At 43.8% G+C, this 24,733-nt stretch carries 27 protein-coding genes; 16 read left to right on the forward strand and 11 right to left on the reverse strand.

What is annotated here, in order from left to right:
* Entirely contained in the window at positions 1-1,011 is a 1,011-nt protein-coding gene (locus KDW99_RS02010; RefSeq protein ID WP_255827665.1) for a zinc-binding alcohol dehydrogenase family protein, read from the reverse strand.
* A 404-nt stretch (positions 1,012-1,415) separates the two neighbouring features.
* On the opposite strand from KDW99_RS02010, the gene KDW99_RS02015 reads away from it, so the two are divergent.
* Positions 1,416-2,312, forward strand: a complete 897-nt coding sequence (locus KDW99_RS02015; protein ID WP_255827666.1) for a GntR family transcriptional regulator — start codon at positions 1,416-1,418, stop codon at positions 2,310-2,312.
* Here KDW99_RS02015 and KDW99_RS02020 read toward each other — a convergent pair.
* From KDW99_RS02020 to KDW99_RS02030, 3 genes are all read right to left on the reverse strand, one after another.
* Positions 2,307-3,134 carry an amidohydrolase family protein gene (locus KDW99_RS02020; RefSeq protein ID WP_255827667.1) on the reverse strand — a complete coding sequence of 276 codons (828 nt, stop codon included), beginning with the start codon at positions 3,132-3,134 and terminating at the stop codon, positions 2,307-2,309. The genes KDW99_RS02015 and KDW99_RS02020 overlap by 6 nt on opposite strands.
* Positions 3,124-3,561, reverse strand: a complete 438-nt coding sequence (locus KDW99_RS02025; RefSeq protein WP_255827668.1) for an RbsD/FucU family protein — start codon at positions 3,559-3,561, stop codon at positions 3,124-3,126. The genes KDW99_RS02020 and KDW99_RS02025 overlap by 11 nt, the downstream gene beginning before the upstream one ends.
* Positions 3,562-3,629: 68 nt before the next feature.
* Entirely contained in the window at positions 3,630-4,322 is a 693-nt protein-coding gene (locus KDW99_RS02030; protein WP_255827669.1) for a GntR family transcriptional regulator, read from the reverse strand.
* A 108-nt stretch (positions 4,323-4,430) separates the two neighbouring features.
* Here KDW99_RS02030 and KDW99_RS02035 point away from each other — a divergent pair, with 108 nt between their 5' ends.
* From KDW99_RS02035 to KDW99_RS02070, 8 genes are all read left to right on the forward strand, one after another.
* Positions 4,431-5,951: a UxaA family hydrolase gene (locus tag KDW99_RS02035; RefSeq protein WP_255827670.1), complete on the forward strand. Its 1,521-nt coding sequence runs from the start codon at positions 4,431-4,433 to the stop codon at positions 5,949-5,951.
* An 81-nt stretch (positions 5,952-6,032) separates the two neighbouring features.
* A complete protein-coding gene (locus tag KDW99_RS02040) occupies positions 6,033-6,782 on the forward strand; it encodes an SDR family oxidoreductase (protein ID WP_255827671.1) in 750 nt (249 codons plus the stop codon).
* Between the two features lie 56 nt (positions 6,783-6,838).
* Positions 6,839-8,329: a sugar ABC transporter ATP-binding protein gene (locus tag KDW99_RS02045; RefSeq protein ID WP_255827672.1), complete on the forward strand. Its 1,491-nt coding sequence runs from the start codon at positions 6,839-6,841 to the stop codon at positions 8,327-8,329.
* A gap of 22 nt (positions 8,330-8,351) precedes the next feature.
* Positions 8,352-9,359, forward strand: coding sequence for an ABC transporter permease (locus KDW99_RS02050; protein WP_219701727.1), 1,008 nt, complete (start codon positions 8,352-8,354; stop codon positions 9,357-9,359).
* Between the two features lie 98 nt (positions 9,360-9,457).
* Entirely contained in the window at positions 9,458-10,405 is a 948-nt protein-coding gene (locus tag KDW99_RS02055) for an ABC transporter substrate-binding protein (RefSeq protein WP_255827673.1), read from the forward strand.
* A 62-nt stretch (positions 10,406-10,467) separates the two neighbouring features.
* The gene (locus tag KDW99_RS02060) at positions 10,468-11,322 is read left to right on the forward strand and encodes a fumarylacetoacetate hydrolase family protein (protein WP_255827674.1); all 855 of its coding nucleotides are present in this window, start codon (positions 10,468-10,470) and stop codon (positions 11,320-11,322) included.
* Between the two features lie 84 nt (positions 11,323-11,406).
* Positions 11,407-12,396, forward strand: coding sequence for an aldo/keto reductase (locus tag KDW99_RS02065; protein ID WP_255827675.1), 990 nt, complete (start codon positions 11,407-11,409; stop codon positions 12,394-12,396).
* Between the two features lie 87 nt (positions 12,397-12,483).
* Entirely contained in the window at positions 12,484-13,500 is a 1,017-nt protein-coding gene (locus KDW99_RS02070; RefSeq protein ID WP_255827676.1) for an alpha/beta hydrolase family protein, read from the forward strand.
* On the opposite strand, the gene KDW99_RS02075 is transcribed toward KDW99_RS02070, so the two are convergent.
* Complete coding sequence (locus tag KDW99_RS02075) at positions 13,497-14,546, reverse strand: helix-turn-helix domain-containing protein (protein ID WP_255827677.1); 1,050 nt, start codon at positions 14,544-14,546, stop codon at positions 13,497-13,499. The two genes, KDW99_RS02070 and KDW99_RS02075, sit on opposite strands and share 4 nt — an antisense overlap.
* Before the next feature lie 148 nt (positions 14,547-14,694).
* On the opposite strand from KDW99_RS02075, the gene KDW99_RS02080 reads away from it, so the two are divergent.
* Positions 14,695-15,048, forward strand: coding sequence for a DUF805 domain-containing protein (locus KDW99_RS02080; protein WP_255827678.1), 354 nt, complete (start codon positions 14,695-14,697; stop codon positions 15,046-15,048).
* Between the two features lie 13 nt (positions 15,049-15,061).
* Positions 15,062-15,637: a hypothetical protein gene (locus KDW99_RS02085; protein ID WP_255827679.1), complete on the forward strand. Its 576-nt coding sequence runs from the start codon at positions 15,062-15,064 to the stop codon at positions 15,635-15,637.
* On the opposite strand, the gene KDW99_RS02090 is transcribed toward KDW99_RS02085, so the two are convergent.
* Positions 15,620-16,471, reverse strand: a complete 852-nt coding sequence (locus tag KDW99_RS02090; RefSeq protein ID WP_255827680.1) for a LysR family transcriptional regulator — start codon at positions 16,469-16,471, stop codon at positions 15,620-15,622. The two genes, KDW99_RS02085 and KDW99_RS02090, sit on opposite strands and share 18 nt — an antisense overlap.
* 160 nt (positions 16,472-16,631) lie before the next feature.
* On the opposite strand from KDW99_RS02090, the gene KDW99_RS02095 reads away from it, so the two are divergent.
* The 3 genes from KDW99_RS02095 (at position 16,632) to KDW99_RS02105 (ending at position 18,424) form a co-directional block, all read left to right on the forward strand.
* Complete coding sequence (locus KDW99_RS02095) at positions 16,632-17,354, forward strand: HPP family protein (RefSeq protein WP_255827681.1); 723 nt, start codon at positions 16,632-16,634, stop codon at positions 17,352-17,354.
* A gap of 107 nt (positions 17,355-17,461) precedes the next feature.
* On the forward strand, positions 17,462-17,941 hold the full coding sequence (locus KDW99_RS02100; protein WP_255827682.1) for a GNAT family N-acetyltransferase: 480 nt from the start codon (positions 17,462-17,464) through the stop codon (positions 17,939-17,941).
* Between the two features lie 9 nt (positions 17,942-17,950).
* Positions 17,951-18,424: a GNAT family N-acetyltransferase gene (locus tag KDW99_RS02105; protein WP_255827683.1), complete on the forward strand. Its 474-nt coding sequence runs from the start codon at positions 17,951-17,953 to the stop codon at positions 18,422-18,424.
* A 79-nt stretch (positions 18,425-18,503) separates the two neighbouring features.
* On the opposite strand, the gene KDW99_RS02110 is transcribed toward KDW99_RS02105, so the two are convergent.
* Complete coding sequence (locus tag KDW99_RS02110; protein WP_255827684.1) at positions 18,504-19,124, reverse strand: TetR/AcrR family transcriptional regulator; 621 nt, start codon at positions 19,122-19,124, stop codon at positions 18,504-18,506.
* Positions 19,125-19,287: 163 nt separating this feature from the next.
* Here KDW99_RS02110 and KDW99_RS02115 point away from each other — a divergent pair, with 163 nt between their 5' ends.
* Complete coding sequence (locus tag KDW99_RS02115; protein WP_255827685.1) at positions 19,288-20,502, forward strand: MFS transporter; 1,215 nt, start codon at positions 19,288-19,290, stop codon at positions 20,500-20,502.
* 167 nt (positions 20,503-20,669) lie between these two features.
* Here KDW99_RS02115 and KDW99_RS02120 read toward each other — a convergent pair whose 3' ends face one another.
* Genes KDW99_RS02120 through KDW99_RS02135 form a run of 4 tightly spaced genes read right to left on the reverse strand, consistent with a single transcriptional unit; the run spans position 20,670 to position 23,548 of the window.
* A complete protein-coding gene (locus tag KDW99_RS02120) occupies positions 20,670-21,398 on the reverse strand; it encodes an amino acid ABC transporter ATP-binding protein (RefSeq protein WP_255827686.1) in 729 nt (242 codons plus the stop codon).
* Complete coding sequence (locus KDW99_RS02125) at positions 21,385-22,035, reverse strand: amino acid ABC transporter permease (RefSeq protein ID WP_255827687.1); 651 nt, start codon at positions 22,033-22,035, stop codon at positions 21,385-21,387. The genes KDW99_RS02120 and KDW99_RS02125 overlap by 14 nt, the downstream gene beginning before the upstream one ends.
* Before the next feature lie 48 nt (positions 22,036-22,083).
* The gene (locus tag KDW99_RS02130) at positions 22,084-22,746 is read right to left on the reverse strand and encodes an amino acid ABC transporter permease (RefSeq protein WP_255827688.1); all 663 of its coding nucleotides are present in this window, start codon (positions 22,744-22,746) and stop codon (positions 22,084-22,086) included.
* Positions 22,747-22,756: 10 nt separating this feature from the next.
* The gene (locus KDW99_RS02135) at positions 22,757-23,548 is read right to left on the reverse strand and encodes a transporter substrate-binding domain-containing protein (protein WP_255827689.1); all 792 of its coding nucleotides are present in this window, start codon (positions 23,546-23,548) and stop codon (positions 22,757-22,759) included.
* Positions 23,549-23,891: 343 nt separating this feature from the next.
* On the opposite strand from KDW99_RS02135, the gene KDW99_RS02140 reads away from it, so the two are divergent.
* Positions 23,892-24,710, forward strand: a complete 819-nt coding sequence (locus tag KDW99_RS02140; protein ID WP_255827690.1) for a MurR/RpiR family transcriptional regulator — start codon at positions 23,892-23,894, stop codon at positions 24,708-24,710.
* The last annotated feature ends 23 nt before the right edge of the window (positions 24,711-24,733 follow it).

Genomic DNA, 24,733 nt, shown 5'->3' on the forward strand with positions numbered 1-24,733 from the left:
TTACACCTCAACCAAGGCTTTAATAACACCTGTCTCACTCTTGCTCCATAGAGGCAATAAGGTAGGTAAATCCAGTAAAGAGCCACGGTGAGTAATCATAGAAGAGACCACTGCACGCCCTTCACGCAAACATTTAATAACGTGTTCAAAATCTTCTTTTGTCGCATTCCGGCTGCCCATTAACGTCATTTCGCGCTTATGAAATTCAGGGTCTGAAAATTGAATGTCGGCTTTAACAACACTGACTAGAACCAAAGTGCCACCATGAGAAACCCAGCCGAAACAAGACTGCATAGCCTTAGGATTTCCTGTTGCATCAAATACAGTCATTGGAAATTCATCATTTGTTAACGCTGCCAGCTCTTCTGTTGCCTTCTCTCCAGCCAATACCGTTGCGTCGACCTTTAGCGAGCTTTTACAATAATCTAAACGGTCTTGATTTATGTCCATCATGATCACACGAGCACCGCGCTCTTTAGCAAATTGCGCGACACCCATGCCAATAGGACCTGCTCCAACAACCAAGACATCCGTATTCGCTTCTAATCGAGAGCGACGAACAGCATGGGCGCCAATCGCTAAGCACTCAACAACCGCCATGTGATCTAATGGCATGTCATTAGTTTCAACAACGTAATCGATAGGAACTTGTAAGTATTCGGTCATCCCACCATCCACATGCACACCAATGACTTGAATGTCTGTACAGCAGTTTGGTTTGCTATTTCGACAAGCAATGCATTTACCGCATGCCATGTAAGGTACAACATACACATTCTGCCCTATAGCAAGATCCACACCTTCACCTACTGAATCAACAGTACCTGACAGTTCATGACCTAATACTCGTGGGTATTCAAAATAAGGTTGCTGCCCGCCAAAAGCATGAATATCCGTACCGCAGATACCGATGTGTTTGATTTTAATAATAACGTGCCCAGGTTTATCCACAGGACGCGCAACGTCTTGTATTTCAATAACACCAGGCTGAGTACAGATTGCAGATTTCATAATTATCGACTTTCCAATAAAGAGATTTTAAAAATTGTCAAAAATACAAGCGATGTTTGGAGCCTAAAAAAAGCGCCTTAACGAGATAGGAGTGACAGTGGCTGAGCCAAGTGAATTGTCATAGAGCGTCAAAAGAAAAGATGTTTTTTTTGCAGGATTCATAAGGTTACCTAACATGCTTTATTTTTATATTTCGCCCAGAATAGGAATTTAAAATTCAAAGTTCAACTGTTTTTTATTTATAAAATACAGAAAATAAAAAACACTACCTGCTATTTTTGTGACAAAATGTGTTTTTCTGTTTATAAAAGACTTTATATCCAGAGAGTTAGAAAAACTGTAATTATTTTTGATCAAGGCTATCATTAGGACAATTTTGAAGAATAAAAAAGGTTGGAATGCTTGTGAGTCGTAAGAATTTTGTATTTCAAAAAATAGTTAATACATTGTTAGAACACATCATCAAAAACTACAAAGTAAATGATAGTTTACCGTCTGATGTTGTCTTAGCGAACCAGTTTAGCGTGAGCCGGACAACAGTTCGTAAAGTCGTTGAGTACCTAGAAGAGCTCAATATTCTCGTTAAGTCTGGTGCATCCAAGATAATAATATGTATACCTAATTCGGAGCATTTTTTTGATGTTAGTAAGCAAAGCAAACCGAAAGAAAAATTGGTCGAAGAGTATTTTCTATCGTTGATCCAGCATGGCAAGCTTAAGCCTGGAGACAAATTCTCAGAACTTGAATTAGCTCGCCAATCAGACACTAGCACCATTGCTGTCAGAGAGTTTTTGATTCGTTTTTCTCGCTTTGGTTTGATTGAAAAGAATCCTCGCTCTCAGTGGAAAATGAAAAAATTTGATGAAGCTTTTGTCGATCAGCTTTATGAGATTCGCCATCTTTTTGAAATGCATTCCTTGTCTAATTTCATTCAATTGCCCGAAGATAGTGAATATTGGCAACAACTTAATGATCTTTTTATTGAACATAAAGATTTGTCTCTCAAGATGGACACTTGTTATGAAGACTTTCCTAGATTAGACCAAAAACTTCATGGGTTACTTCAACAGGCCCATCCAAATCAATTCGTCAATGAATTTTATGACATCATCAGTTTTGTCTTTCATTATCACTATCAATGGGATAGAAGTACTGAACGCGAACGGAATACGGTTGCAGTACAAGAGCACCTAGAAATTATCGGTAAGATGTTAATGAAAGACTATCGAGGAGCAGCGTCAGCCCTTGAAAGACACTTAAATACCGCCAAACAATCTTTGAAGAGCACGGCAACATTATGATGATAAGCTATAAACGCGCTCCGCATTGCCACCGAACACTTTGGCCTTAGATAAGCGATTTTGTGTCAAATATAGATCAATGGTGTTGAACCATTTGGCGTAAGAGGATGCCAGAAGGCTGACTGGCCAGTCGCTGCCCCAGAGGACTCTTTGTTCCCCGAAGACGTCAAAAATAGTATCGATATAAGGAAATAAATCCTTCGCTTGCCAATCACTGCTTGCTTCAGTGACGAGACCAGAAAGCTTACAACTTATGTTTGGTAAATCTCGAAACGCACTGAGATCTGTACGCCACTGATACAATTCACGCTCTTTAATGTTTGGTTTCGCACCATGATTGATAACCATTTTTAGGTCTGGATGTTGTTCTATCAGTTGTTTTAAATTTTTTAGATGCTGTGGTTTAACAAGAGCATCGAATACAAGTTGGTGTTGGCTTAGACTGCGTAATGTTTTAGCAACAGAGGGACTTAGCATCCAGTCAATGTCTTTAATGTCTTGGATCATTGGACGTATGCCAACTAATTTAGGTTGCTTTGCTAATTCAGCGATGTGTTTTGGTGCGTCGCTATGATCAAAATTGACCCAGCCAACGACGCCTTTGATGCATTCGTATTGCTCGCTAAGCCGTAACAAAAATTGAGTTTCTGCTTCTGTGGGGGCGGCCTGAACCAGTATGGTGCCATCAATATTATGTTTTCTTAACAAAGGCATTAAATCATCTGGTTCGAAGTCTTGATAAAGCGTGGTTAACTCAGGCGTTAACCAGCCATAATCGTTCCGCTCTATGCGCCAGAAGTGCTGATGAGCATCAATCCGCATGATTTATCACTCCCTTTTTGACCATAATATTTGCGTAAGGGCGAATGTCTGAAGTCTGGATAATCACAAAGGCTTGCTTTGCTCTTTGATAAAATCCAAATCGGTCAAGCCCAATTGGACGAGCGGTGAAGTTGGTTTTCTTTTGAATTATTTGTGTGAAATCCTCCACTGTTGAAGGAACGATCTCAGGGTGATCGACTGTTTCCATGGTAATAAAAGGGTTTTCAACAAAGGTATCGATAGGGAGGAGCGTGAGGATAGCGGATAAGGCTTCAGAGCTGTTTACACCGCTTAGCCTAATGTACTCTCGACCATGGCTGGTGGCTGGGAAATTGGCATCGGTGATGAGTAACTCATCACCGTGCCCCATTGCTCTCATTGCATAAAGGAGTTCGGGCGTAATAATGCTTGGTATGTGATAAAGCATGATGTTCCTCTTGTTTTTATTATGGAAAGAGTTTTTTGAGAAGACAGAACTTCTCATTATTTTGCGAATTACATTTTAAAATACTCAGCGTGAGATTCTTCCAATGGCAAAATTCTAGGGATCAGTTGGCCAATGTGATATTTCATTGCTTCCCGAGCGGCATCCACATCTTGTTCTTTGATCGCAGCAAGAATCGCCTGATGTTCTTTTACGGCTTCCGCAGGTCTACCTTCTTCCGGCAAAATCAGCATACGCGCTCTCACCAAGTGTAGAGAGACGCTGTCTAACACTTGTGAAACACCGTTGAAGCCAGTGAAATTCATCAGCAGAGTGTGAAATTCTTCATCTGCTTGGTAAAAACCCACGAAGTCTTTGTCTTCCACTAATAACGCTTGCATTCGTACGTTACGAGTCAAGGCGGCTAATTGTTCATCGCTGCGTTCTAGCGTTACTTTTTCAACGGCGGCGACTTCTAAAGCTTGCCTCAAAAAGCTTGCTTCACGTATTTCATCCATTGAAAAGCACGATACTTTTGTCGCAGATTGCGGAATAACATCCACCAAACCTTCTGCAGAAAGTTTTGCTAATGCTTCAGCAACCGGAGAGCGAGAAACACCTAATTGCTCGCATATTGCGCCTTTTCGAATCACTGTTCCGGGAGGGTACTGCATAGAAAGAATGGCTTCTCGCAGTGATTGGTATACCCGTTGAGACAGTGAACCGCTCAAGTTCTGAATTTTATTAAGCGATGACTCTGCCATAAATTTATTTCCTTAATACTAACATGTTAGTTGACGATTGAAATTGTTGGTGCTAGTTTGAATATACAACAACAATAATTAAATGTGAATTTAGAACAGGGGATTCCCATGATCATTGGGTCCAAACAAACCATTCGTTTACATGCTAATGATAACGTCGTTATCGCCTTAAGTGACCTTGCTGAAGGCAGTAAATTAAACGAATTTGATATCACGCTACTGAGCTATGTCCCAAGAGGTCATAAAGTCGCGCTTAAAGAAATAGCGAAAGGCGATAATGTTATTCGCTATGGCCAAATCATTGGTCAAGCTACGCAAGCCATTGCCGTCGGCGAACATGTTCATGTTCAAAATATGGGTATGGGCGAGCACCTGCAAGACTATGCGTTTTCTCGCAACAGCAACTCGCTGCCTCCCATATCACCAGCGCGCACTTTTAACGGTTACCATCGCCAGAATGGCAAAGTAGGGACTCGTAATTATTTAGGCATTTTGACGTCGGTAAATTGCGCAGGCTCGGTCGCACGTTTTATCGAAGAGGCGGCTACTAAAACTGATTTCCTAAAAGATTATCCGAATATTGATGGCATCGTGCCGATTGTTCATAGCACTGGCTGTGGCATGTCGAGTCAAGGCGAAGGCTATCAAACTCTTCACCGTACGCTGACGGGTTATGCCAATAATCCAAATTTCGGCGGCATTTTGTTGGTCGGTCTTGGCTGTGAAGTACTGCAAGTGTCTAGCCTTGTGGACAGCCAAGAACCGAGTGCTGCCTTTCGTTATATGACGATTCAGTCTGAAGGCGGTACGCGAAAAACAATCGAAAAAGGCTTACAGGAACTGCATTTATTAGCTCAAAAGGCAAATAAAGCAACACGAGAACCTGCTCCTGTCTCCGAAATTATGGTCGGTATGCAATGTGGTGGCTCCGATGGCTATTCCGGCATTACGGCTAATCCAGCTTTAGGTTATGCCTCTGATTTATTAGTTCGTCACGGTGGCACTACTATCCTCTCAGAAACATCTGAAGTGTATGGCGCGGAACATTTATTGACGCGACGTGCTGTGTCTACGGAGGTCGGAAAAAAACTGATTGATCGGATTCATTGGTGGGAAGACTACTGTGCTCGTAATGGCGGCGAAATGGACAACAATCCAAGTCCGGGTAATAAAAATGGTGGTTTAACTACCATTCTTGAAAAGTCTTTGGGAGCAGTTGCCAAAAGCGGCAGCGCGCCATTAACCGATGTTTACCTGTTTGGCGAAGCGATTGATAAAAAAGGCTTTGTATTTATGGATAGCCCAGGCTTTGACCCATGCTCAGTAACCGGGCAAGTCGCGTCGGGCGCCAATATGATTATTTTTACCACAGGACGTGGTTCAGTTTCAGGTTATAAGCCTACGCCATGTATTAAGTTGGCAACTAATACAGAAATGTATCGTCGGCTTCAAGAGGACATGGATTTGAACTGTGGAGATATCGTCACTAGTGGTGTGTCAATTGAAGAAAAAGGTACGGAGCTATTCGAGCTAATTATTCGAATTGCGTCAGGTGAAGAAACAAAAAGTGAAGCGTTAGGTTTTGGCGGGGCAGAATTTGTGCCTTGGCAAATTGGCGCAGTGATGTAGGTCTTTTTTCAATTTAATAAAAACAAATAAAAGGCGGCTGTTGGCAGTGGTGGTGACAGCTACTAAAACGGGGAAAAACTTATGAGACTCAAGGGAAAAACAATATTAATAACAGCTGCTGGCCAAGGAATTGGTAGAGCAAGTGCCGAAGCCTGTTTAAAAGAAGGGGCGCATGTCATTGCTACAGATATCAATGATGAGGCGCTTAAATCTTTGCAGCAAGATTGCCCAACTATACAAACACATATACTCGATGTTACGGACGCCAATTCGATTAAATCATTCGCTGAGCAGATGCCCAATCTAGATGGTTTGTTTAATTGCGCAGGTTTTGTTCATAACGGCACTGTTTTAGATATTAGTGATGAAAATTGGGAGTTCAGTGTGAACTTGAATGTCACTTCTATGATGCGTATGTGTCGAGCTTTTCTACCCGGTATGTTGAAGCAAGCCGAAATTACTGGCTCTTCTTCTGTCGTCAATATGGCTTCTATGGCCTCTTCAATCAAAGGCTTCCCAATGCGGACAGCCTATGGCGCGACCAAAGCAGGTGTCATTGGATTATCAAAAGGCATTGCAGCGGATTTTGTCAAACAAGGTATTCGTTGTAACTCGGTTTGCCCTGGAACGGTGAATACGCCTTCCCTACAAGGTCGTATCGCTTCAGCCGCTGATCCAGTTCAAGCTCAAAAAGATTTTATCGCTCGCCAACCTATGGGGCGCCTAGCTGAGGTAAGTGATATTACGCCAATCATTGTGTACTTGCTGTCCGATGAGAGTGCATTTATGACGGGGCAGTCTTTGCTCGTAGATGGTGGTGTGACGATTTAATTACGTCACGTAGATGATATTCGAATCAGCCTACTATTTGTTACGGAGTAAAAACGATGCCGTTATTGGTTGAAATGAGTGGAATTGAAAAACGATTTCCCGGTGTATATTCCCTGAGAGGTGTTAATTTCGATCTTGAAAAAGGTGAAGTACATGCTTTGATGGGTGAGAACGGTGCTGGTAAGTCGACGTTGATGAAAATACTGTCTGGTGTTTATCAAAAAGACGGTGGCACAGTAAAAGTCGATGACCAACTTGCTGTCTTTGATGGCCCAAAAGCTGCGCAAAATGCGGGTATTGGCATCATTCATCAGGAACTGAGTTTGATGAATGATCTGACCGTTGCTCAAAATGTGTTTATTGGTCGAGAACCTCGTTCTGCTTGGGGGGTGATTGACGAAAAACGTTTAAATGCTCAGGCAAGTGACATCTTTAAGAAGATGAATTTCGATATTGATCCGATGACTGAAATTGGCAGTTTAACGGTCGCTAAGCAACAGATGGTCGAAATAGCCAAGGCTTTATCTTTTCAATCACGCGTTCTCATTATGGATGAGCCAACAGCGGCTTTGAATGATGCGGAGATTGCAGAGTTGTTTGTCATTATCCGTCGCCTGAAAGCGGAAGGTGTTGGCATCATCTATATCAGTCACAAGATGGATGAAATCAAGCAAATCGCAGACCGCGTTACTGTGCTACGCGATGGTGAATACATCGGCACAGTTGAGGCTAAAGAGACGCCACTATCTGAAATTATCTCAATGATGGTTGGTCGCGAAGTGAAAGATGAAACGGTTGATATCCCCGATTTGTCTGATCAGCCTGAGCTACTTTCTGTGAAAGGCCTGAATCGCGGAAAAGAGATCAAGGATGTCAGTTTTTCTCTCAAGAAAGGCGAGATTTTAGGTTTTGCGGGTTTAATGGGAGCAGGGCGAACCGAAGTAGCTCGTGCCATTTTCGGTGCAGATCCAATCGATTCTGGTGAGGTTTGGGTAAATGGTAAGCACTGCCAAATCCAATCTCCCAGTGATGCCGTTGCTGCAGGTATTGGGTATTTGTCGGAAGACCGTAAACACTTTGGCTTAGCTTTAGGTATGGATGTACGAGCCAACATCGCTATGGCTGCGTTAAATCGTTTTACTGGTTCTGTAGGGGCACTGAATGAATCGGAAATGAGTTCTGTAGCCAATGGTTATATTAAGCAGTTAGGTATTAGAACCCCGTCTGATACACAGGAAGTCGGCTTTTTGTCTGGTGGTAATCAGCAAAAAGTAGTCATTGCAAAATGGTTATTAAGAGACTGTGACATTTTGATTTTTGATGAACCAACGCGAGGAATTGATGTGGGTGCCAAGTCGGAGATTTATAAATTATTAGAATCTCTCGCCAAGCAAGGTAAAGCGATTATTGTCATTTCTTCGGAGTTACCTGAAGTAATGCGCCTAAGCCATCGAATTGCCGTTATGTGCCAAGGGAAACTTACTGGAATATTGCCCGGTGGAAAAGCAACAAATCAAGAACAAATTATGGCATTAGCCACTCAGTAAAGGCTAACAGGAGAGAAAAATAATGATAACCGAAAGCCAAAAGGCATCACCAAGTCTTATCAGTAAGTTGATAAAAATGTCAGCACATCAGCGAGTGCTCGCCTTTGCGAGTTTGATCGTATTATTGATCGTGTTTTCTATCGCTTCCCCGAATTTTATGCAGACATCGAATATGCTGGCGATTCTGCAAGCGACGTCTGTTAATGGCGTTCTAGCTGTGGCAGCCACGTTAGTAATTATCTCCGGCGGTATTGATTTGTCTGTCGGAACCTTGATGACATTCACCGCTGTAGTTGCTGGTGTACTGTTAACCAATATGAATTTGCCACTGCCAATTGGTGTGCTTGGTGCCATTCTAGCAGGTGCATTTTGTGGTTTCTGCTCTGGCTCTTTTGTTGCCAAGATGAAGATTCCACCTTTTATTGCCACATTGGGCATGATGCTGATTTTAAAAGGTTTGTCATTGGTGGTAAGCGGTGCGCGCCCTATTTACTTCAATAACACGCCAGGTTTTGACGAGATTTCGCGTGGTTCCCTAATTGGTGAAGTCTTACCTTTTCTACCTATTCCAAACGGTGTGTTGATTCTGTTCATTGTTGCTGGTGTGGCGAGTTACGTATTGAGTAAAACCATTCTAGGTCGTTATTGCTTCGGTATTGGTTCTAATGAAGAGGCTGTACGTTTATCTGGTGTGAATACGGACTTTTGGAAAATTGCGATTTATGCGGTAGCGGGTGGTATTTGTGGTATTGCTGGGATTTTGATTTCGTCACGTTTGAACTCGGCTCAACCCGCCCTTGGTCTTGGTTATGAATTGGAAGCGATTGCCGCTGTAGTCATTGGTGGTACATCTTTGTCAGGTGGGCGTGGAACGATAATCGGTACACTAATCGGTGCACTCATTATGGCGGTATTAACGAACGGCTTACGCGTACTGTCTGTTGCACAAGAATGGCAGACTGTTGTCACCGGTATCATCATTATCTTAGCAGTTTACGCCGATATGATGCGCCGTCAAAAGTCTAAATAAGGCAATGTAAGGTAATAAGAGTTAGAAATAATCGGTGGCATATCGCCACAACAATAAAAAGCAAACCTCGAAAATAACAACATAACGGAGGAACGGACATGTTGTCACGTCGCAAATTAGTAGGTCTTATCAGTGCTGTTACTATTATGGCAGCGTCATCTTTTGTGCAAGCAGATGACCAGCCATATATTCCACTGATTTCAAAAGGGTTTCAGCATCAGTTTTGGCAAGCTGTGAAACAAGGTGCCGATCAGGCTGCAAAAGAATTCAACGTACGCGTTACATTTGAAGGGCCTGATACGGAAGCACAAGTGGATCGCCAGATTGATATGTTAGCCGCGGCATTAGCCAATAAACCCGATGCCATTGGTTTTGCTGCTTTAGATAGCCAAGCGGCTATTCCTCTGTTACGTAAAGCACAAAAAGCCGGTATTCCAATTGTTGCGTTCGATAGTGGAGTGGAAAGTGATATTCCAGTAACAACAGCAACGACGGATAACTTGGCAGCTTCTGCATTAGCGGCAGACAAAATGGCTGAGTTGATTGGTAATAAAGGACAAGTCGCTGTTGTGGCTCACAGTCAAACAGGGACAACAGGCATTGATCGCCGTGATGGCTTTCTAAAACGCATGAAAGAAGCTCATCCAAATATTGACGTGGTTACCGTTCAATACGGTGATGGCGATCAACTGAAATCAACGGAAGTTGCTCGTGCAATTCTGACCTCTTATCCAAAGCTAGCCGGTATGTTTGGTACCAATGAAGGTTCTGCTGTCGGCGTGGTAAATGCGGCCCGTGAGTCTAAAGCTAAAGATCTTGTCATTATCGGCTTTGATTCAGGTACAGCTCAGATGAATGCGATTCGTAGTGGTTTGATGGCTGGTGCTATTACACAGAACCCAATCGGTATTGGTTATGAAACTGTGAAAGCAGCGGTTAAAACCATCAAGGGTGAAAAGGTGCCAAAAATTATCGACACAGGCTTCTATTATTACACGGCTAAAAACATCGACGATCCAAAAATCGCTGCAGTTCTATATAAATAAAAACTCTATGCTGTGGTGAATCTCTTATTCACCACAGCATTTTTTACCGATAGGAGAAAACAATGAAATTAGTTCGCTTTGGGCCACTAGGGAAAGAAAAGCCAGGTTTACTTGATGATAACGGTCGAGTTCGTGATTTGTCGTCAGTCATTCCAGATTTATCTGATGAGCATCTAAGCTTAGCAAGCATGAAAGAGTTAAACACCTTAGATATTGATAGCTTGCCTTTGGTCGATGGCGTACCGCAAGAAGATCTGCGTCTCGGGGCTTGTGTGTCCAATGTGGGTAAGTTTATTTGTATTGGCTTGAATTATGCCGATCATGCTGCCGAATCTGGCATGCCTGTTCCTGCAGAGCCTGTTATTTTCAATAAATGGACGTCGGCGATTGTTGGGCCAAATGATGATGTGAAAATTCCAAAAGGCTCTGAAAAAACCGATTGGGAAGTGGAATTAGGTATCGTTATTGGCGAAGGCGGCAGTGACATTGCAGAAGCTGATGCAATGAAGCACGTTGCGGGTTTTTGTGTGATCAATGATGTGTCAGAGCGTGCATTCCAGCTTGAGGGAACAGGCACTTGGGACAAAGGGAAAGGCTGCGACACCTTTGGTCCAACGGGACCTTGGTTAGTAACCCCAGATGAAGTCGGTGACTTCAATGATCTTGGAATCTGGTTAGAAATCGATGGTAAACGTTACCAAAATGGCTCGACATCAACCATGGTATTTAAAGTGCCTCATTTGATTGCTTATTGCAGCCGATATATGAGCTTGCAACCGGGCGATATTATTTCAACTGGTACGCCACCGGGTGTAGGTTTGGGTTTCAATCCGCCAATTTATCTAAAAGGTGGTGAAGAAATGAAGCTTGGCATTGATAAGCTCGGTGTGCAATGTCAGAAAGTCGTTAAGGCTTAGATTCAACAGCACCAATATTCATATGGCAACTCAACTCCTTGTGAACCCTGTGGGTGCAAGGAGTTGTGATTAAGTGAGTAAGCAATGAAAACAAGAATAATAAACAGCAGTGGTTCCTCTATTACAGAAATAGGGTTTGGTTGTGCCGGCGCAGGTAATTTATTTCGTCCGGTGTCTTACGAGAATATCTGTGGTGCCGTTCTTAAAGCGAGTGAGTTAGGTGTTCAGTACTTTGATACCGCTCCTCATTATGGCGCCGGCCTCTCAGAGCGTCGTTTAGGCTTGGCTCTTGGCGAAACGCTACACCAAGATATTTTCCTATCCACAAAAGTGGGAAGATTGCTGCATCCGGACTGCAAAGTAGATCAAAAAGAAGCAGACGGCTTTGTTGGCGCAAGCCCTTTTGATCGTGAATACAATTATACCTACGATGGCGTTATGCGATCCTTCGAAGACTCTCTTCAGCGGCTTGGCGTGAGCCATATTGATATGCTGTTAATGCATGATATAGGTGAGCTGACTCATAAAGAACAGCACGTCATGTATTTTCAACAAGCCATTGAGGGTGGCTTTAGAGCGATGATGGAATTACGTGATCAAGGTTTAGTGCGCAATATTGGTTTAGGTGTGAACGAATGGCAAATATGCGATCAAGCCATGAATCACGCCCAGTTTGATTGCTTTATGGTTGCCAATTGTTTTACCTTATTAAACAACGATATTACGCATACCTTTACTGACAAATGTAGCAAGAATAATGTTTCTCTTATTGCCGCCGCGCCGTTTAATTCTGGCATTCTAGCCAAAGGCTCTAAAAATTTAGGCCATTATTTCTATGGTGAAGCGCCTAAAGACATTGTCGATAAAGTCATTGCCATAGAATCTATTTGTGATCAATTTGATGTCTCGCTACAGGCGGCCGCGATTCAATACGCATTACGTTATGATTGTGTGAAATCTGTGCTAATTGGCATGACTAATGAAGATCGAGTTATACAAAATATAGCTTGGTATGAAGAATCTATTCCTGAAGCATTCTGGCAGGCATTAGCGCCGATCATTTACTCATCATAACGTCCTTAATCCTGTTTTAGGACGCTTTACCAATGTTTTCCTTTCATAGTGACTTCTTTTAAATGCACTTTGAAAGGAAATATCATCATGAAACGGTTTGCGTGTTTTGTTTTATTAGTCAGCTGCTGGGCTGTGAATGCTTCTACCTATTCGGTGGGTTTTGATCAGGTTCAGTTATATATAGACAGCGATAGGCCGTTAAAAGCCAGTGTGTGGTATCCATCACAGACGATCTTTCCCACTGAAAAAGTTGCGGCAAATGCTGCGTTTTTGGGAACCAATGTAGTACGAGTGGGAACGCCTCAGGCGGGTAAGTTTCCGCTGGTAGTGATTTCTCATGGTTATCGTGGCAATTGGCGTAATCAGAATTGGCTCGCGACAAAATTGGCGCAAGATGGTTATGTCGTGGCATCGATTGATCATCCTGGTACAACGTCGTTTGATCATTCTGCGCAAGCGGCGGCTCAGTGGTGGCAGCGTGCAGGTGATTTATCGCGCTTGTTAGATTGGTTGTTGGAGGAGTCTTACCTATTGCCAAATATCGACGCTAATAACGTTACCGCCATTGGCCACTCATTGGGCGGCTGGACCGTGATGTTGCTAGCGGGTGCGCAATTTGATCGTGATCAGTTGAAGCAAGAATGCAGCCTGAAAGCGAGTCCTCGCGTGTGCGGTTTGAGGGCGGAACTTGGCCTAGATAAAGTGCAAGTGGGCGAACCAACGGGCAGTTTGCAAGACTCGCGAATCAAGCGAGTAGTGTCGTTAGACTTGGGCTTGGCACGTAGTTTGTCACGCCAGAGCTTACAGAGTTTAACCGCTCCAACTTTAATCCTTGCGGCCGATGTCGATATTGGTGATTTACCTCAAGCAGAAGAATCCGGCTTTCTCGCCCAATATATCCCCAAAAATAAGCGTCAATACATTGTCTACCTAGACGCCGCGCACTTTAGCTTTATGCAGCTTTGTAAGCCCGGTGCCATTGATTTGATCGAAGAGGAAAATCCAGGCGATGGCATTGTTTGTCAAGACGGCAATGATAGGTCACGAGATGAACTTCATCAGGTGATGTATCAAGACATCATTCGATTTATCCAGGATTCTTAACTCTTCATGTTAGCGCGCCGAAAGGCGCTCGGTGTTTGTTGTGTCACGCGCGAAAACTCTCGATGGAAGTTAGACTTCGTTTGAAAGCCAGAATCCATATAAATCTGGGTAATGGCTTTGTCGGTGGATAGCAGCAGTGCTTTGGCGCGTTCAATACGGTATTCATTCACTACTTGTGAAATGTTGCGACCGTAAACTTGATTGATGGCAGCGGAGATTTGACGCGCTGGAATACAGGCTTTTCTAGCGAGTCTATCAAGCGTTAGGTCTGGATCAAGAAACACTTCTTTGGTACTCAGCAACACATCTATTTTGTGAATTATGTCTTTCACCTCATCGTCGGTTAATGGATGCTGAGGCTTGTCTTTTGGTTCTTCTATAAGGTCTGTTTGTTCATCTTTGCTTGGCGAGTCATGGATATTGGGCGCAATACTTAGGCTCATCATAATAACGGCAACTGACAGCATGGGTAGTAAGACCGCATGGCCAATAGCTAGAATTATCAGTGCATGCTCGCCAGCAAAAAAAGAAAAATCGACAGCTAAAGCACCATCAATCATAGCAGACATTAAGAGAATACTACCGGCGATGCGTTCGGCTTTTAAGGCGTTGTCGATGTCGGATAAACGCACTTGTTCAGGTAGGTTTGATGTTTTAAATGAGGCGCGAATCAATGCAATGCCATAGCTCACATAAAGCAGCGTTAACATTGGGTCCAAAGGTGGTCGCCAAAATGGATAACTGAAAGACGCCAAGGTAACTAAAATAGGCGGTAAAAAATGCCAAACTTTAAATTTATGGCGCTGATGAGCACTTGAAAAACAGTACCAAGCAGTAACGGGAATACAAGCAGCCAAGATAGGCTGAATCAGACGGAATAAAGAATAATCAAAGGTCCAACGTAGACCAACGACGGTCGTTGTTAGCGCACACAAAGCAATAAAAACGAACGCTGACGGTGTGGTTTCTTCGCGACGAAAAAACAACACGCCAGCCAAAATAGCTAACAGCAAGGCAACCACAAAAGGTAAGGGAATAGCGATCATTTTGGCTCCATCTTTTACTGCTCAGATCTTTATTATGTCCTAGATCCTTATCAAGAACGTCCTTAAACCTGATTTAGGACGCGAATCTTTCTTTCGCAACGTACTTTAAGCCTTCAATAACTCTTTGGGTTAATCAAAGGAGAAAAGTATGAACTGGTATTTTGATGCGTGGAAGCGTTATGCGCAATTTTCTGGACGAGCGTCGCTAAAAGCATTTTGGATGTTCTTTTTGGTGAACTGTTTGATCTCGGTTGTGTTTGTTGTATTGGAAATAGTCTCTCAATCGACATGGAAGATAGAGGCGCTTTATAGCTTGTTGGTTTTCTTACCTATGCTGTCTTTGACTGTGCGTAGATTGCATGACACGAACCGTTCGGCCTGGTGGTTGCTGGTGGTCTTGGTGCCTGCTATAGGCATGCTTGTTTTGCTGGTGCTATTGGCCTTACCAAGTGAGTCGAACAAGGATTTTGGCAATTATCCACAAAACAACGCCATGCTATAAATAGGAGCGAAACATGAAAGATGTTAATAACTTCCCCCACTTATCCACCATGTTATGCGCAATCTTACTGCTTTTGTCTATTTCAGCCTGCAGCAGTGAGTTGGAGAGTGCGGATAAAGATCATCTGGCGACTACCGAGAGCCTAAAAGCGGTTGTCTACATTGACTCGCCGAAAGTTGGGACTTTGTTGCAACTTCGAGGTATCGCAGGAAAAGGTGTGCTGATCTCCAAGAAAAGTAACCGACAAGAAGACCAAGCAACCTGTGTTTCTGCTCCCATTCGACTCGCCGCGGGGGATTTCAGTGGCGACAGCATTGGGATTCAGTCGGCAGAGCCCATTCGACTGCTTATCTACTCCGACAAGGTCGCAGAAAAATTGATCGCCGGTGATGAAGTGGTCAGCGAACATTATGTTATTACCGATCAAAACGATGCCGGACTTGGCGACATCAAAATCGAATCTGGCTTAACGCTCAGTTATGGTTTTGTTCTTAACCCTGGTGAATGGTCTTGGTCATCGGTATTTGGGTTGGATCACCAAGACGTGAATTGCAGTCTTAAAAGTTATGCGTTAAATCGCCCAACTTGAGACATTTTTCATGCTGTCTAACAATATCTTTTTTGCCTGTTCGAAGCCGTCAGGCAGCGTAGTGTTTTTGTGAGATACAAGGTAAATAGGGTAAGTAAATTCGGCTGCGCCTTTTACCTTGTGTAACCGTCCTTCTTGCAAATATCGATCAACCACTCGTGTGCGGAAATAGCCGTTTCCGCCTTTTGCTAACATGTATTTGAGCGCCATAGGTCCAAGCGAAAATTGCATCGCTGCTCGGCGATTAAAAGGGACGCAACGATCAAACTGCAGGGTGAACTCTTCCCCCCATTCAATAAATAAATCCGGTGTTTTTCGCTGCTTTGAGACGACGTGAATGAGTTTTTCCTCCACGATCTGTTCGACGATTAAACCGGGTAAATAGCGTGGACTGTGGACAATAATGGCATCTACTTCTTGTTTCTGTAGGGATTGATACAAACTGTCGGTAGTCGTCACTTGGCTGTTGATGACTAAGTGAGGCATGTCGTCACTCATTGCCAGTAGCCAGTCGATCAGTATCGGGTTCCACAGACTTATCTCCCCACCGATCCTCAAGGTTTGCTGAGCCTGATAATCTGAAATGCCACAGAGCTGCTTCGCTTGTTCCCAAGCTTCCATCATATTTTTCGCAGGAGTCACAAAGGCTTCCCCACTTTTGGTTAGCTTAGCACCGGCTCTATTACGCACAAATAAACGGCAATCTAAGGATGACTCCAGAGCTTGAACTCGGGCTGTTACTGTTGTTTGAGTCACGTGTAGACGTGCTGCAGCCTTGGCAAAAGTACCCGCGTGAATAATTTCGAGAAATGTTCTGGCTTGCTCAATATCCATCTTTATTTTAAATGCAATTATATTGCACTTAATCCTCATTTAAATTCGTTATACATGAGGCTATTTTAATCACTAAAATGGCGCCGTTACTAGGAAAACACTACAGATCGCTTTAGTTGTTTGAAATCGTTATTTATTTTTGTAAGGCCTCATTCAAGAAATGTTCCTCTCATGTTGTCGTAATATTGCTCTATTTATTGGTATTGAAACCAATAAAACTTCTCACTTTGAACGCTTTTTATCAGGTATGACAGCTTGTCTCGCATTAGTTAGTGTTTACTATTTATCGAGCCTGTTTTTATCTCTGCCGGATTCATTATTGGTGGTTGCTTCTATTGGAGCCAGTGCGGTTTTATTGTTCGCCATTCCCCATGGTGCTTTGTCTCAACCGTGGCCCTTTGTTACTGGGCATCTAATATCAGCGCTGATTGGTATTGGCTTTTATCAGGCGTTCGGAGCGTCTTTTGTGACGGGAGCGGCCGCTGTGGGCGTGTCGATTATCGGCATGCATTACCTGCGTTGCTTGCACCCGCCAGGCGGGTCGACCGCGTTATCGTGTGTGATTGGTGGCAGCAGTATACATGCAATGGGGTTTGAATTTTTACTGTATCCATTATTGATTAATTTATTAGCGATGCTTGTGTTCGCTTTCATCATCAATAATGCTTTTCACTGGAGGCGTTATCCTGCTTCTTTAAACATATCACTCCATCAAGAAGCCCATGAACAGCACTTGCTTGAAATGGAAGATCTTTATCATGTGCTAGAGCAGGAGGATATTTTTATCGACGTTAGTGCAGAAGAGCTTATGCACATCTACAACGCCGCAAGAGAGCACGCGAAAGAGCGCCATAAAAGACGTATAGCGAAATTGTCGAGATAGGGCTCTATCACTTCCATAAATCCATTCCTAGATTGATATCTAATGCAAAAGAGCTAACATGTTTTCGCATATTTATTATTATGTCAGACGTTTAAAAAGGAGTTTTTATGACAGTGTTAATACGCGAAGCCAAACGAGAAGATTCAAATACCATTCTTAAATTTGTTAAAGAATTGGCAGCTTATGAAAAAGCGGAACATGAAGTACTGGCTACCGAGCAGATGATTGAAGACTCTATTTTTTCAGAGCACTCGTCTACCAAAGCGCTCATTTGTGAGAAAGGTGGCAATCCAATTGGCTTTGCCGTGTACTTTTTTAACTATTCCACATGGCTAGGAAAGCATGGTCTATATCTTGAAGACTTGTTTGTGTCACCGTCGGAACGAGGCAGTGGCGCTGGCAAAGCATTATTAAAGCATTTGGCAGGAATTGCCGTTGTGAATGACTGTGGTAGGTTTGAATGGAATGTTTTGGATTGGAATAAACCCGCCATCGACTTCTATGAATCACTAGGCGCAAAGCCTAAGAGTGAATGGCTAGGTTATCAGTTAACGGGTGAGCATCTGACGGCTCTGGCGGATTCTTAAGAGTAGGGTATGGATATTAGGTTTGAACCGATTGATATCGATACACACTTTTCTCAATGTGTGGCATTTAGACGGGATGCTTACTTATGCAGCTTCGGAACGGATGTTGGTTTTGAAGATTCAATCATTGGCTACGAAGCTCTGTTACGACAAAACACGTTAGAAAAAGGTTGGTATTACTTTCATATCTGGCACGAAAGTCAGCTTATCGGTCAGTTGGAGTTTCGATCTTTTTCTAGGTCTGTTGATACTGGTTATGTTCAATTAATCTATTTGATTCCCGAATATCGAAGTTTAGGCTTAGGAGACAAACTGCAAGAATTTATCTGTGTTCAATTGATAGAAGCTGGTTGTACAAAAGCAATGCTTTGCGTGAGTAGGATTAATGAACGTGCATTGCGTCATTATACACGCTCAGGTTGGACGTATTTATTCCCTAACCCTAAAGGTAAAAACATGGATTTTTATCAACTTGATTTGTAGGGACTGGGATTAGAGACTCTAGTTACCCGATTAAAGCACTTAGCTGGGATTGTAAGCGCTCTTTATCGAATGATACATTCTATTTGGGCTGACACACTTCGATATTCCATAGTTTCATTAATTCAGTAATGGAAGCGTCGAGGTCCGAGGCATCCACTCCATCTCTAGCTAGTATCGATACACCAAGCAGGAAACTATTGAAGGAAATTCCCATAGACTTAGCGTTCGCTTTTTTGGACAGCTCTCCCATAGCGATTGCGCGTTCTACGCATCGCACAAAGCCTTGAAGCGTTCGTGAACGCGAGGCAGTAAGTGGTTCAACAACGTGAGTAAGCTCTGGCGTGGGTGCGCTCATTGTCCCCAAAGACACCATACATCCCTTGGGATGTCCTGATTCACATTGCATTTTTGTCGAGCGACGGAGCGCAAGCTCAACAGCGTCTCTGGGTGGAATCTCGTCGTCCCATAGGGAGTCTGTTACGCATGCATAAGTTTCTAAATAACATTGTACAGCTTCATTGAACAATTCCTCTTTAGAGCCAAATGCAGCGTAAAAGCTTGGCGTAGAAATCCCTCCACCAATATTAGCCTTTAGTTGGCTTAGAGAAGTCATTTCGTAGCCATGTTCCCAGAAAAGATGCATAGCTTGCACAACTGCTTTCTGGCGATCAAATGTTCTAGGTCTGCCCATTTTTGCCATTTCTTTCTCCATTTCTTTTATGACTTATATACTACTTGATACATAACTTATTGACAATGTTAGGTGCTTTGTCATACATTTGTATCGATCGATCTATAAGTCGTCACGGAGACACATAAGTGCCAACGTGTAACCCACCAAATTTTTAAAGGACAGTTTTTTTGTGAATAATTCTCTCAATAAAGCAAATGCGGGAGATCCAGATCGCTTACCTATGTCGGCACTGCTTGCATTGGCGATGACCGGATTCATTTGTATCGTCACTGAAACATTGCCTGCGGGGCTGCTGTCTCAGATCAGTGCAGGTCTGGAAATAAGCCAAGCTATGGCAGGTCAAATGGTAACTGCATATGCGTTGGGGTCGTTGCTTGCGGCCATTCCATTGACAATTGCGACACGTGGCTGGAAGCGGCGTAACGTTCTGCTGCTGACCATCTTCGGTTTCTTCGTTTTCAACTCGGTTACCGCTTTATCAAGCAACTATGTTCTAACATTGGTTGCTCGTTTCTTCGCGGGTGTTGCAGCTGGACTTGCTTGGAGTCTATTAGCTGGTTATGCGCGCCGTATGGTCCAGCCCCATCAGCAAGGCCGTGCAATGGCTGTCGCCATGGTCGGTATCCCTCTTGCTTTGTCTTTGGGTGTACCTCTTGGCACATTTATGGGCGCTACTATCGGTTGGCAAACTGCATTTGGCGTTATGTCAGGTTTGGCACTTGTCTTGATCGTCTGGGTGATAGCGAAGGTTCCTGACTATCCGGGACAGTCTGCTCACGAGCGCTTACCGTTGAAGAAAGTCTTCATGAGTCCCGGAGTACGACCAGTACTCTGCGTGGTTATGACATGGATGTTAGCCCACAATATTCTCTATACCTATATTGCCCCGTTTGTTGAGCAAGCAGGGCTTGGAGAACGAATAGACTTGGTTCTACTTACCTTTGGTCTTGCGGCCCTTGTCGGTATTTGGTTTGCAGGCATGCTGGTGGACCGCTATTTACGTACTACCGTTCTAACAAGTCTTTTAGCATTCGCTTTAATTGCTTTGATATTTGGATTTGGTGCTCAATCTCCAGAAATTATCTATATCGGTGTCGCAGTATGGGGCATCACTTTTGGAGGCGCATCCACCTTATTGCAAACCGCATTGGCCGATGCTGCAGGTAATGGTGCTGATGTGGCGCTTTCTATGAATGTTGTTGCATGGAATTCAGCTATTGCCTGCGGAGGTATCCTTGGCGGGATACTGCTTGATTCAGTAGGTGTTAGCTCTTTCCCTTGGTCTCTGTTGGCCTTACTTTCAATCGCATTTTTAATAGCTTGGTCATATCATTCGCATGCCTTTAAATCTGGGGCGCGTATTGGTGGAAGGTCGGCCGTTTAACATTGATTGAAAAATGTCTGATTAAGTAGGCCTAACAATCTAAGGACGTTTGACTAAGTATCATTATTTTCGCGAGCTCTTTGTAGCATCCGAAGGTTTGTATTACTTCGTTTTGTAAAACCACACTCACACTTTGGAGTGTGGTTTTACTTAGCTATCAACGATAGTTAAAGCACTGCCCCAATAAACTGCTTCAATTCATCGGTTTGTGGGTTGGACAAGATGGTTTTTGGATCGCCTTGTTCCCAGACTTTGCCTTGGTGCATGAAGACGACTCGGCTGCCGACGTCGCGGGCGAAATTCATTTCATGAGTAACTAGAACTAAGGTGATGCCTTCTTTCGCCAGTTGTTCGAGTACTTTTAATACTTCGCCGACTAATTCTGGGTCGAGGGCCGAGGTGATTTCATCACACAGCAATACCTTGGGTGACATGGCTAATGCACGGGCAATGGCAACACGTTGTTGCTGGCCGCCAGATAACTTTTCTGGGAAACTGTCGAATTTTTCTGCCAGTCCCACTTTTTCCAACATAGCGCGTGCGGTTTTCTCGGCCTCGGCTTTGCTTTTCTTCAACACAATTGTCGGCGCAAGCATGACGTTTTCGCCCACTGTCATGTGTGGGAATAGGTTGAAGTTTTGGAAGATCATGCCGACGCTAAGTGCAAGACGACGCACCTGAATGTCTTCTGTGGTGACTTCTTTACCGTCAACGGTAATGCCGCCTTCTTGGTAATGTTCCAAGCCATTAATACAGCGCAGTAGTGTACTTTTACCAGAGCCACTTTTGCCGATGATAGACACCACTTCACCTGCTTTGATATCTAGATCAATGCCTTTCAGCACATGATGATCGCCATAGTATTTATGGACTTGATGTAAGTTAACGAGAGACATTGAATTTTTTCTCCAGATGCTTGCTGTACAGAGACAGTGGATAACAAAGTAAGAAGTAGATAAGCGCAACGAGAGTAAAGACTTTAAAAGGTTCAAACGTGGCGTTGTTTAACATGGTGCCAACTTTAGTCAGTTCGACAAAGCCAATTACTGATGCCAACGCGGTGCCTTTAATAACCTGTACCGAGAAGCCAACTGTTGGAGCCGTCGCCACACGAATTGCTTGTGGCAAGATAATAAAGCGCAAGGTTTGTAAAAAGCTCAATCCTAAACAACGGCTAGCTTCCCATTGGCCTTTCGGCAAGGTGTCGATACAGCCACGCCAGATTTCTACTAAAAATGCGCTGGTAAAAAACGTCAGCGACAAAATCGCCGCGCCCCAAGCGGATATTTCATAGCCCAGCATGGACAAGCCAAAAAAGCACAAGAACATTTGCATCAGCAATGGCGTACCTTGAAATAATTCCACGTAGATTTTTACGATGCGCTGCATGACTGGATTACGCGTCAAACGCATGGCGGTTAATGCAAGCGCGACGGTTGTGCCACCGATAAACGCCGCCAGTGATAATAAAACCGTCCATTGTGTCGCAAACAAAAGATTGCGCAGAATGTCGTAGTTAGAAAATTCGATCATTGAGTATTCCTCATTTTGCTTTTCATCCTCTTCTTTTTAAGAATGCCTTTAATCGGCTGTACGATAAGCAAATAGGCGTTTTCCTAAAGCGTTGAAAGCAAATCTCAACAAAATAGACAAACCAAGGTACAAGAGCGCGGTCACGAAGTAGCTTTCAAAAGCACGGAAGTTACGTGATTGCACAAGGTTGGCTGCGTAAGTTAAATCCTCTACTGAGATTTGAGAAATCACAGCTGACCCCAGCATGACGATGATGCATTGGCTGGTAAGTGCCGGATAAATTTTTTCAAATGCTGGAACGAAGATCACGCGAGTAAGTGTTTGGCGAAAGTTCAGCCCTAGTACCTTTGCTGCTTCTATTTGGCCTTTGGAAATACTACCAAGGCCTGCGCGGATAATTTCAGCACTGTAGGCGCCAAGATTGATAGTCAGAGCAATCATGCTGGCTTCCCATGGCGACAACATCATGCCAATAGCAGGGAGACCAAAGAAGATAAAAAACAATTGAACAATAAAGGGCGTATTACGGATCAGTTCCACATACACACTGACGACGCGTTGACTGGCTCGGTTGCCATATTGGCGAATCGTCGCGCAGGCTGTTCCTAATGCCACGCCCAAGATCGTTGTCAGTACAGTGAGTTCGACAGTGGTTTTTAAGCCACTGAGGAACACGTCGCTGTATTGCAATAGATCAGAGAAATACAACATAACGAAAGCCTTATGCGCCGAAGCCTTTAGGTAGTGGTGCTTTTAACCATTTCATGGAAATGTCGTTTAATTCACCCGATGCCAAGGCGCCTTTGATCAGCTCATTCACTTTAGCTTGTAGAGCCGTTTCGCCTTTTGCCATACCTATGTAGCAAGGCGAGTCTTTCAGCATGAATTTACTTTCTGGTGCGCGTTGTGGCTGACGTTTCGCAATTTCAGCGGCAACCAAATTACCAGTAGCAATCAAATTAACTTGACCTGATAGGTAAGCTGTTAGCGTGGTGTTGTTGTCTTCAAAGCGACGTACGTTGACAGATTTCGGTGCGTTTTTCTCAAGCTCTAAATCTTCTACTGAACCACGAGTAACGCCTACTGTTTTGTCTGCTAGCTCACCGATTTCTGACACGGCAACCTCTTTAGAACCAAAAACACCTAAGAAGAAAGGAGCGTAAGGAGTCGAAAAGTCGATGGCTTTTTGTCGTTCTGGATTTTTACCAAGGCTAGAAATGACTAAATCTACTTTTTTCGTTTGCAGGTACGGAATACGGTTGGCGCTGGTGACAGGAACGATCTCGATCTTCACGCCCATTTCCTTCGCGATGTAATTTGCCATATCCACATCGATACCTTGTGGTTTCAAATCCGTACCAATAGAGCCAAACGGTGGGAAATCTTGAGGAACAGCAATACGAATCAAGTTACGGTCTTTTATATCCTGCAATACGTCTGCGCTTGCGCTTAATGCGCTAAAGCCCGCTGCGATGATCAGTGCTTTGCCTAGTAGTTTGGTCAATTTTTTCATGAGGGGGATCCTATTTGTGTTTTGTGAATGCCTGAAACACAATTTGCAACACCCATGCCAATCTGAAACAAAAGTTTCTTAACTGTTGATTTATGTAACAAAACACTGCAAGTCGAGTATGAAACCCATTATCGCAAAGTGTAATAACGAGAAGGCATGCAATGAAATGGGGAGGTTGGGCTTTATTTTGCGCGCCATCATGGGGCGATGGTGACTTTTTGGTGCGTGATCGCTTTTTCTAGAGATCAAATCGTACAACAAGGCCTTAAAGCAATAATCTAAGTTGGCAGCTCAACGATAATCAATTACCGTAGAGCAAAATATCCCGAATTGAGGTTAACCCGTGGCGACAAAGCAGGATGTGCTATCCCTGATCGAGCAGACTTACCCAACACTGTCTCCGTCAGCGCGATCCATAGCGAACTATTTACAACAGAATCCCTTGGCGATTGTGAGTCAAACGTCGGCCGAGATTGCTGAAAACACCAATACGTCAAAAGCGACTGTGAGTCGTTTCTTTCGTCAGCTTGGCTACGATTCTCAGCAAGGCGCGAAACACGCACAGCTTGCATTACGAGAAAGCGGCGTGCCGATATTCACCCAAGGTTCCTCTTTGGATCAAACCGCACAAGAGTTAAAAAACTTGTCGTTAACCTTCGAAGGTTTACGACCAGACACTCTGAACGAGATCAGCGAACGCCTAGCCAAAGCAAGCCGAGTCACCTTGATCGGTTTTCGTAATGCCTATCCATTGGCGTTGCATTTTCGTCAGCAGTTGCAACAAGTGCGTCATTCCGTGCGCTTATTGCCACAGCCAGGTCAAACCTTAGGGGAAGACCTACACGATATTCTGGATGATGAAGTTGTTGTGTTGTTGGGTTTTAGACGCCGTACCCGCCAGTTCAAGCAAATCGTAGAAGCCTTGAAAGGCCGAAATACCATCTTGATTACCGATCCCACAGGGCAGGTTTATAACCAACAGGTATCTCACGTGCTGGTTTGTCACCTTGGTAACGAAAGTCCATTCGACAGCTACGCTGCGCCGATGAGCCTGATTTCTATGTTGTGCAATCGCGTGTTTGGAGTTCTGGGTGATGCGGCTAGCCGCCAGACGCAGGCGATTTCGGCGTTGTATGAAGATTTGGATGAGTTAGAGCCTTAACGGCCTTTGATATTTTTCAGAAT

Source organism: Marinomonas rhizomae (genome assembly GCF_024397855.1).
Lineage (GTDB): Bacteria > Pseudomonadota > Gammaproteobacteria > Pseudomonadales > Marinomonadaceae > Marinomonas > Marinomonas rhizomae_A.

Coding starts and splice junctions, on each gene's coding strand:
- KDW99_RS02035 (WP_255827670.1), top strand. CDS start 4,431: ATGATCATTGGGTCCAAACAAACCATTCGTTTACATGCTAATGATAAC.
- KDW99_RS02055 (WP_255827673.1), top strand. CDS start 9,458: ATGTTGTCACGTCGCAAATTAGTAGGTCTTATCAGTGCTGTTACTATT.
- KDW99_RS02030 (WP_255827669.1), bottom strand. CDS start 4,322: ATGGCAGAGTCATCGCTTAATAAAATTCAGAACTTGAGCGGTTCACTG.
- KDW99_RS02105 (WP_255827683.1), top strand. CDS start 17,951: ATGGATATTAGGTTTGAACCGATTGATATCGATACACACTTTTCTCAA.
- KDW99_RS02110 (WP_255827684.1), bottom strand. CDS start 19,124: ATGGCAAAAATGGGCAGACCTAGAACATTTGATCGCCAGAAAGCAGTT.
- KDW99_RS02120 (WP_255827686.1), bottom strand. CDS start 21,398: ATGTCTCTCGTTAACTTACATCAAGTCCATAAATACTATGGCGATCAT.
- KDW99_RS02085 (WP_255827679.1), top strand. CDS start 15,062: ATGAAAGATGTTAATAACTTCCCCCACTTATCCACCATGTTATGCGCA.
- KDW99_RS02060 (WP_255827674.1), top strand. CDS start 10,468: ATGAAATTAGTTCGCTTTGGGCCACTAGGGAAAGAAAAGCCAGGTTTA.
- KDW99_RS02130 (WP_255827688.1), bottom strand. CDS start 22,746: ATGTTGTATTTCTCTGATCTATTGCAATACAGCGACGTGTTCCTCAGT.
- KDW99_RS02080 (WP_255827678.1), top strand. CDS start 14,695: ATGAACTGGTATTTTGATGCGTGGAAGCGTTATGCGCAATTTTCTGGA.
- KDW99_RS02050 (WP_219701727.1), top strand. CDS start 8,352: ATGATAACCGAAAGCCAAAAGGCATCACCAAGTCTTATCAGTAAGTTG.
- KDW99_RS02095 (WP_255827681.1), top strand. CDS start 16,632: ATGTTCCTCTCATGTTGTCGTAATATTGCTCTATTTATTGGTATTGAA.
- KDW99_RS02090 (WP_255827680.1), bottom strand. CDS start 16,471: ATGGATATTGAGCAAGCCAGAACATTTCTCGAAATTATTCACGCGGGT.
- KDW99_RS02075 (WP_255827677.1), bottom strand. CDS start 14,546: ATGATCGCTATTCCCTTACCTTTTGTGGTTGCCTTGCTGTTAGCTATT.
- KDW99_RS02040 (WP_255827671.1), top strand. CDS start 6,033: ATGAGACTCAAGGGAAAAACAATATTAATAACAGCTGCTGGCCAAGGA.
- KDW99_RS02065 (WP_255827675.1), top strand. CDS start 11,407: ATGAAAACAAGAATAATAAACAGCAGTGGTTCCTCTATTACAGAAATA.
- KDW99_RS02135 (WP_255827689.1), bottom strand. CDS start 23,548: ATGAAAAAATTGACCAAACTACTAGGCAAAGCACTGATCATCGCAGCG.
- KDW99_RS02045 (WP_255827672.1), top strand. CDS start 6,839: ATGCCGTTATTGGTTGAAATGAGTGGAATTGAAAAACGATTTCCCGGT.
- KDW99_RS02020 (WP_255827667.1), bottom strand. CDS start 3,134: ATGCGGATTGATGCTCATCAGCACTTCTGGCGCATAGAGCGGAACGAT.
- KDW99_RS02010 (WP_255827665.1), bottom strand. CDS start 1,011: ATGAAATCTGCAATCTGTACTCAGCCTGGTGTTATTGAAATACAAGAC.
- KDW99_RS02100 (WP_255827682.1), top strand. CDS start 17,462: ATGACAGTGTTAATACGCGAAGCCAAACGAGAAGATTCAAATACCATT.
- KDW99_RS02125 (WP_255827687.1), bottom strand. CDS start 22,035: ATGATCGAATTTTCTAACTACGACATTCTGCGCAATCTTTTGTTTGCG.
- KDW99_RS02070 (WP_255827676.1), top strand. CDS start 12,484: ATGAAACGGTTTGCGTGTTTTGTTTTATTAGTCAGCTGCTGGGCTGTG.
- KDW99_RS02025 (WP_255827668.1), bottom strand. CDS start 3,561: ATGCTTTATCACATACCAAGCATTATTACGCCCGAACTCCTTTATGCA.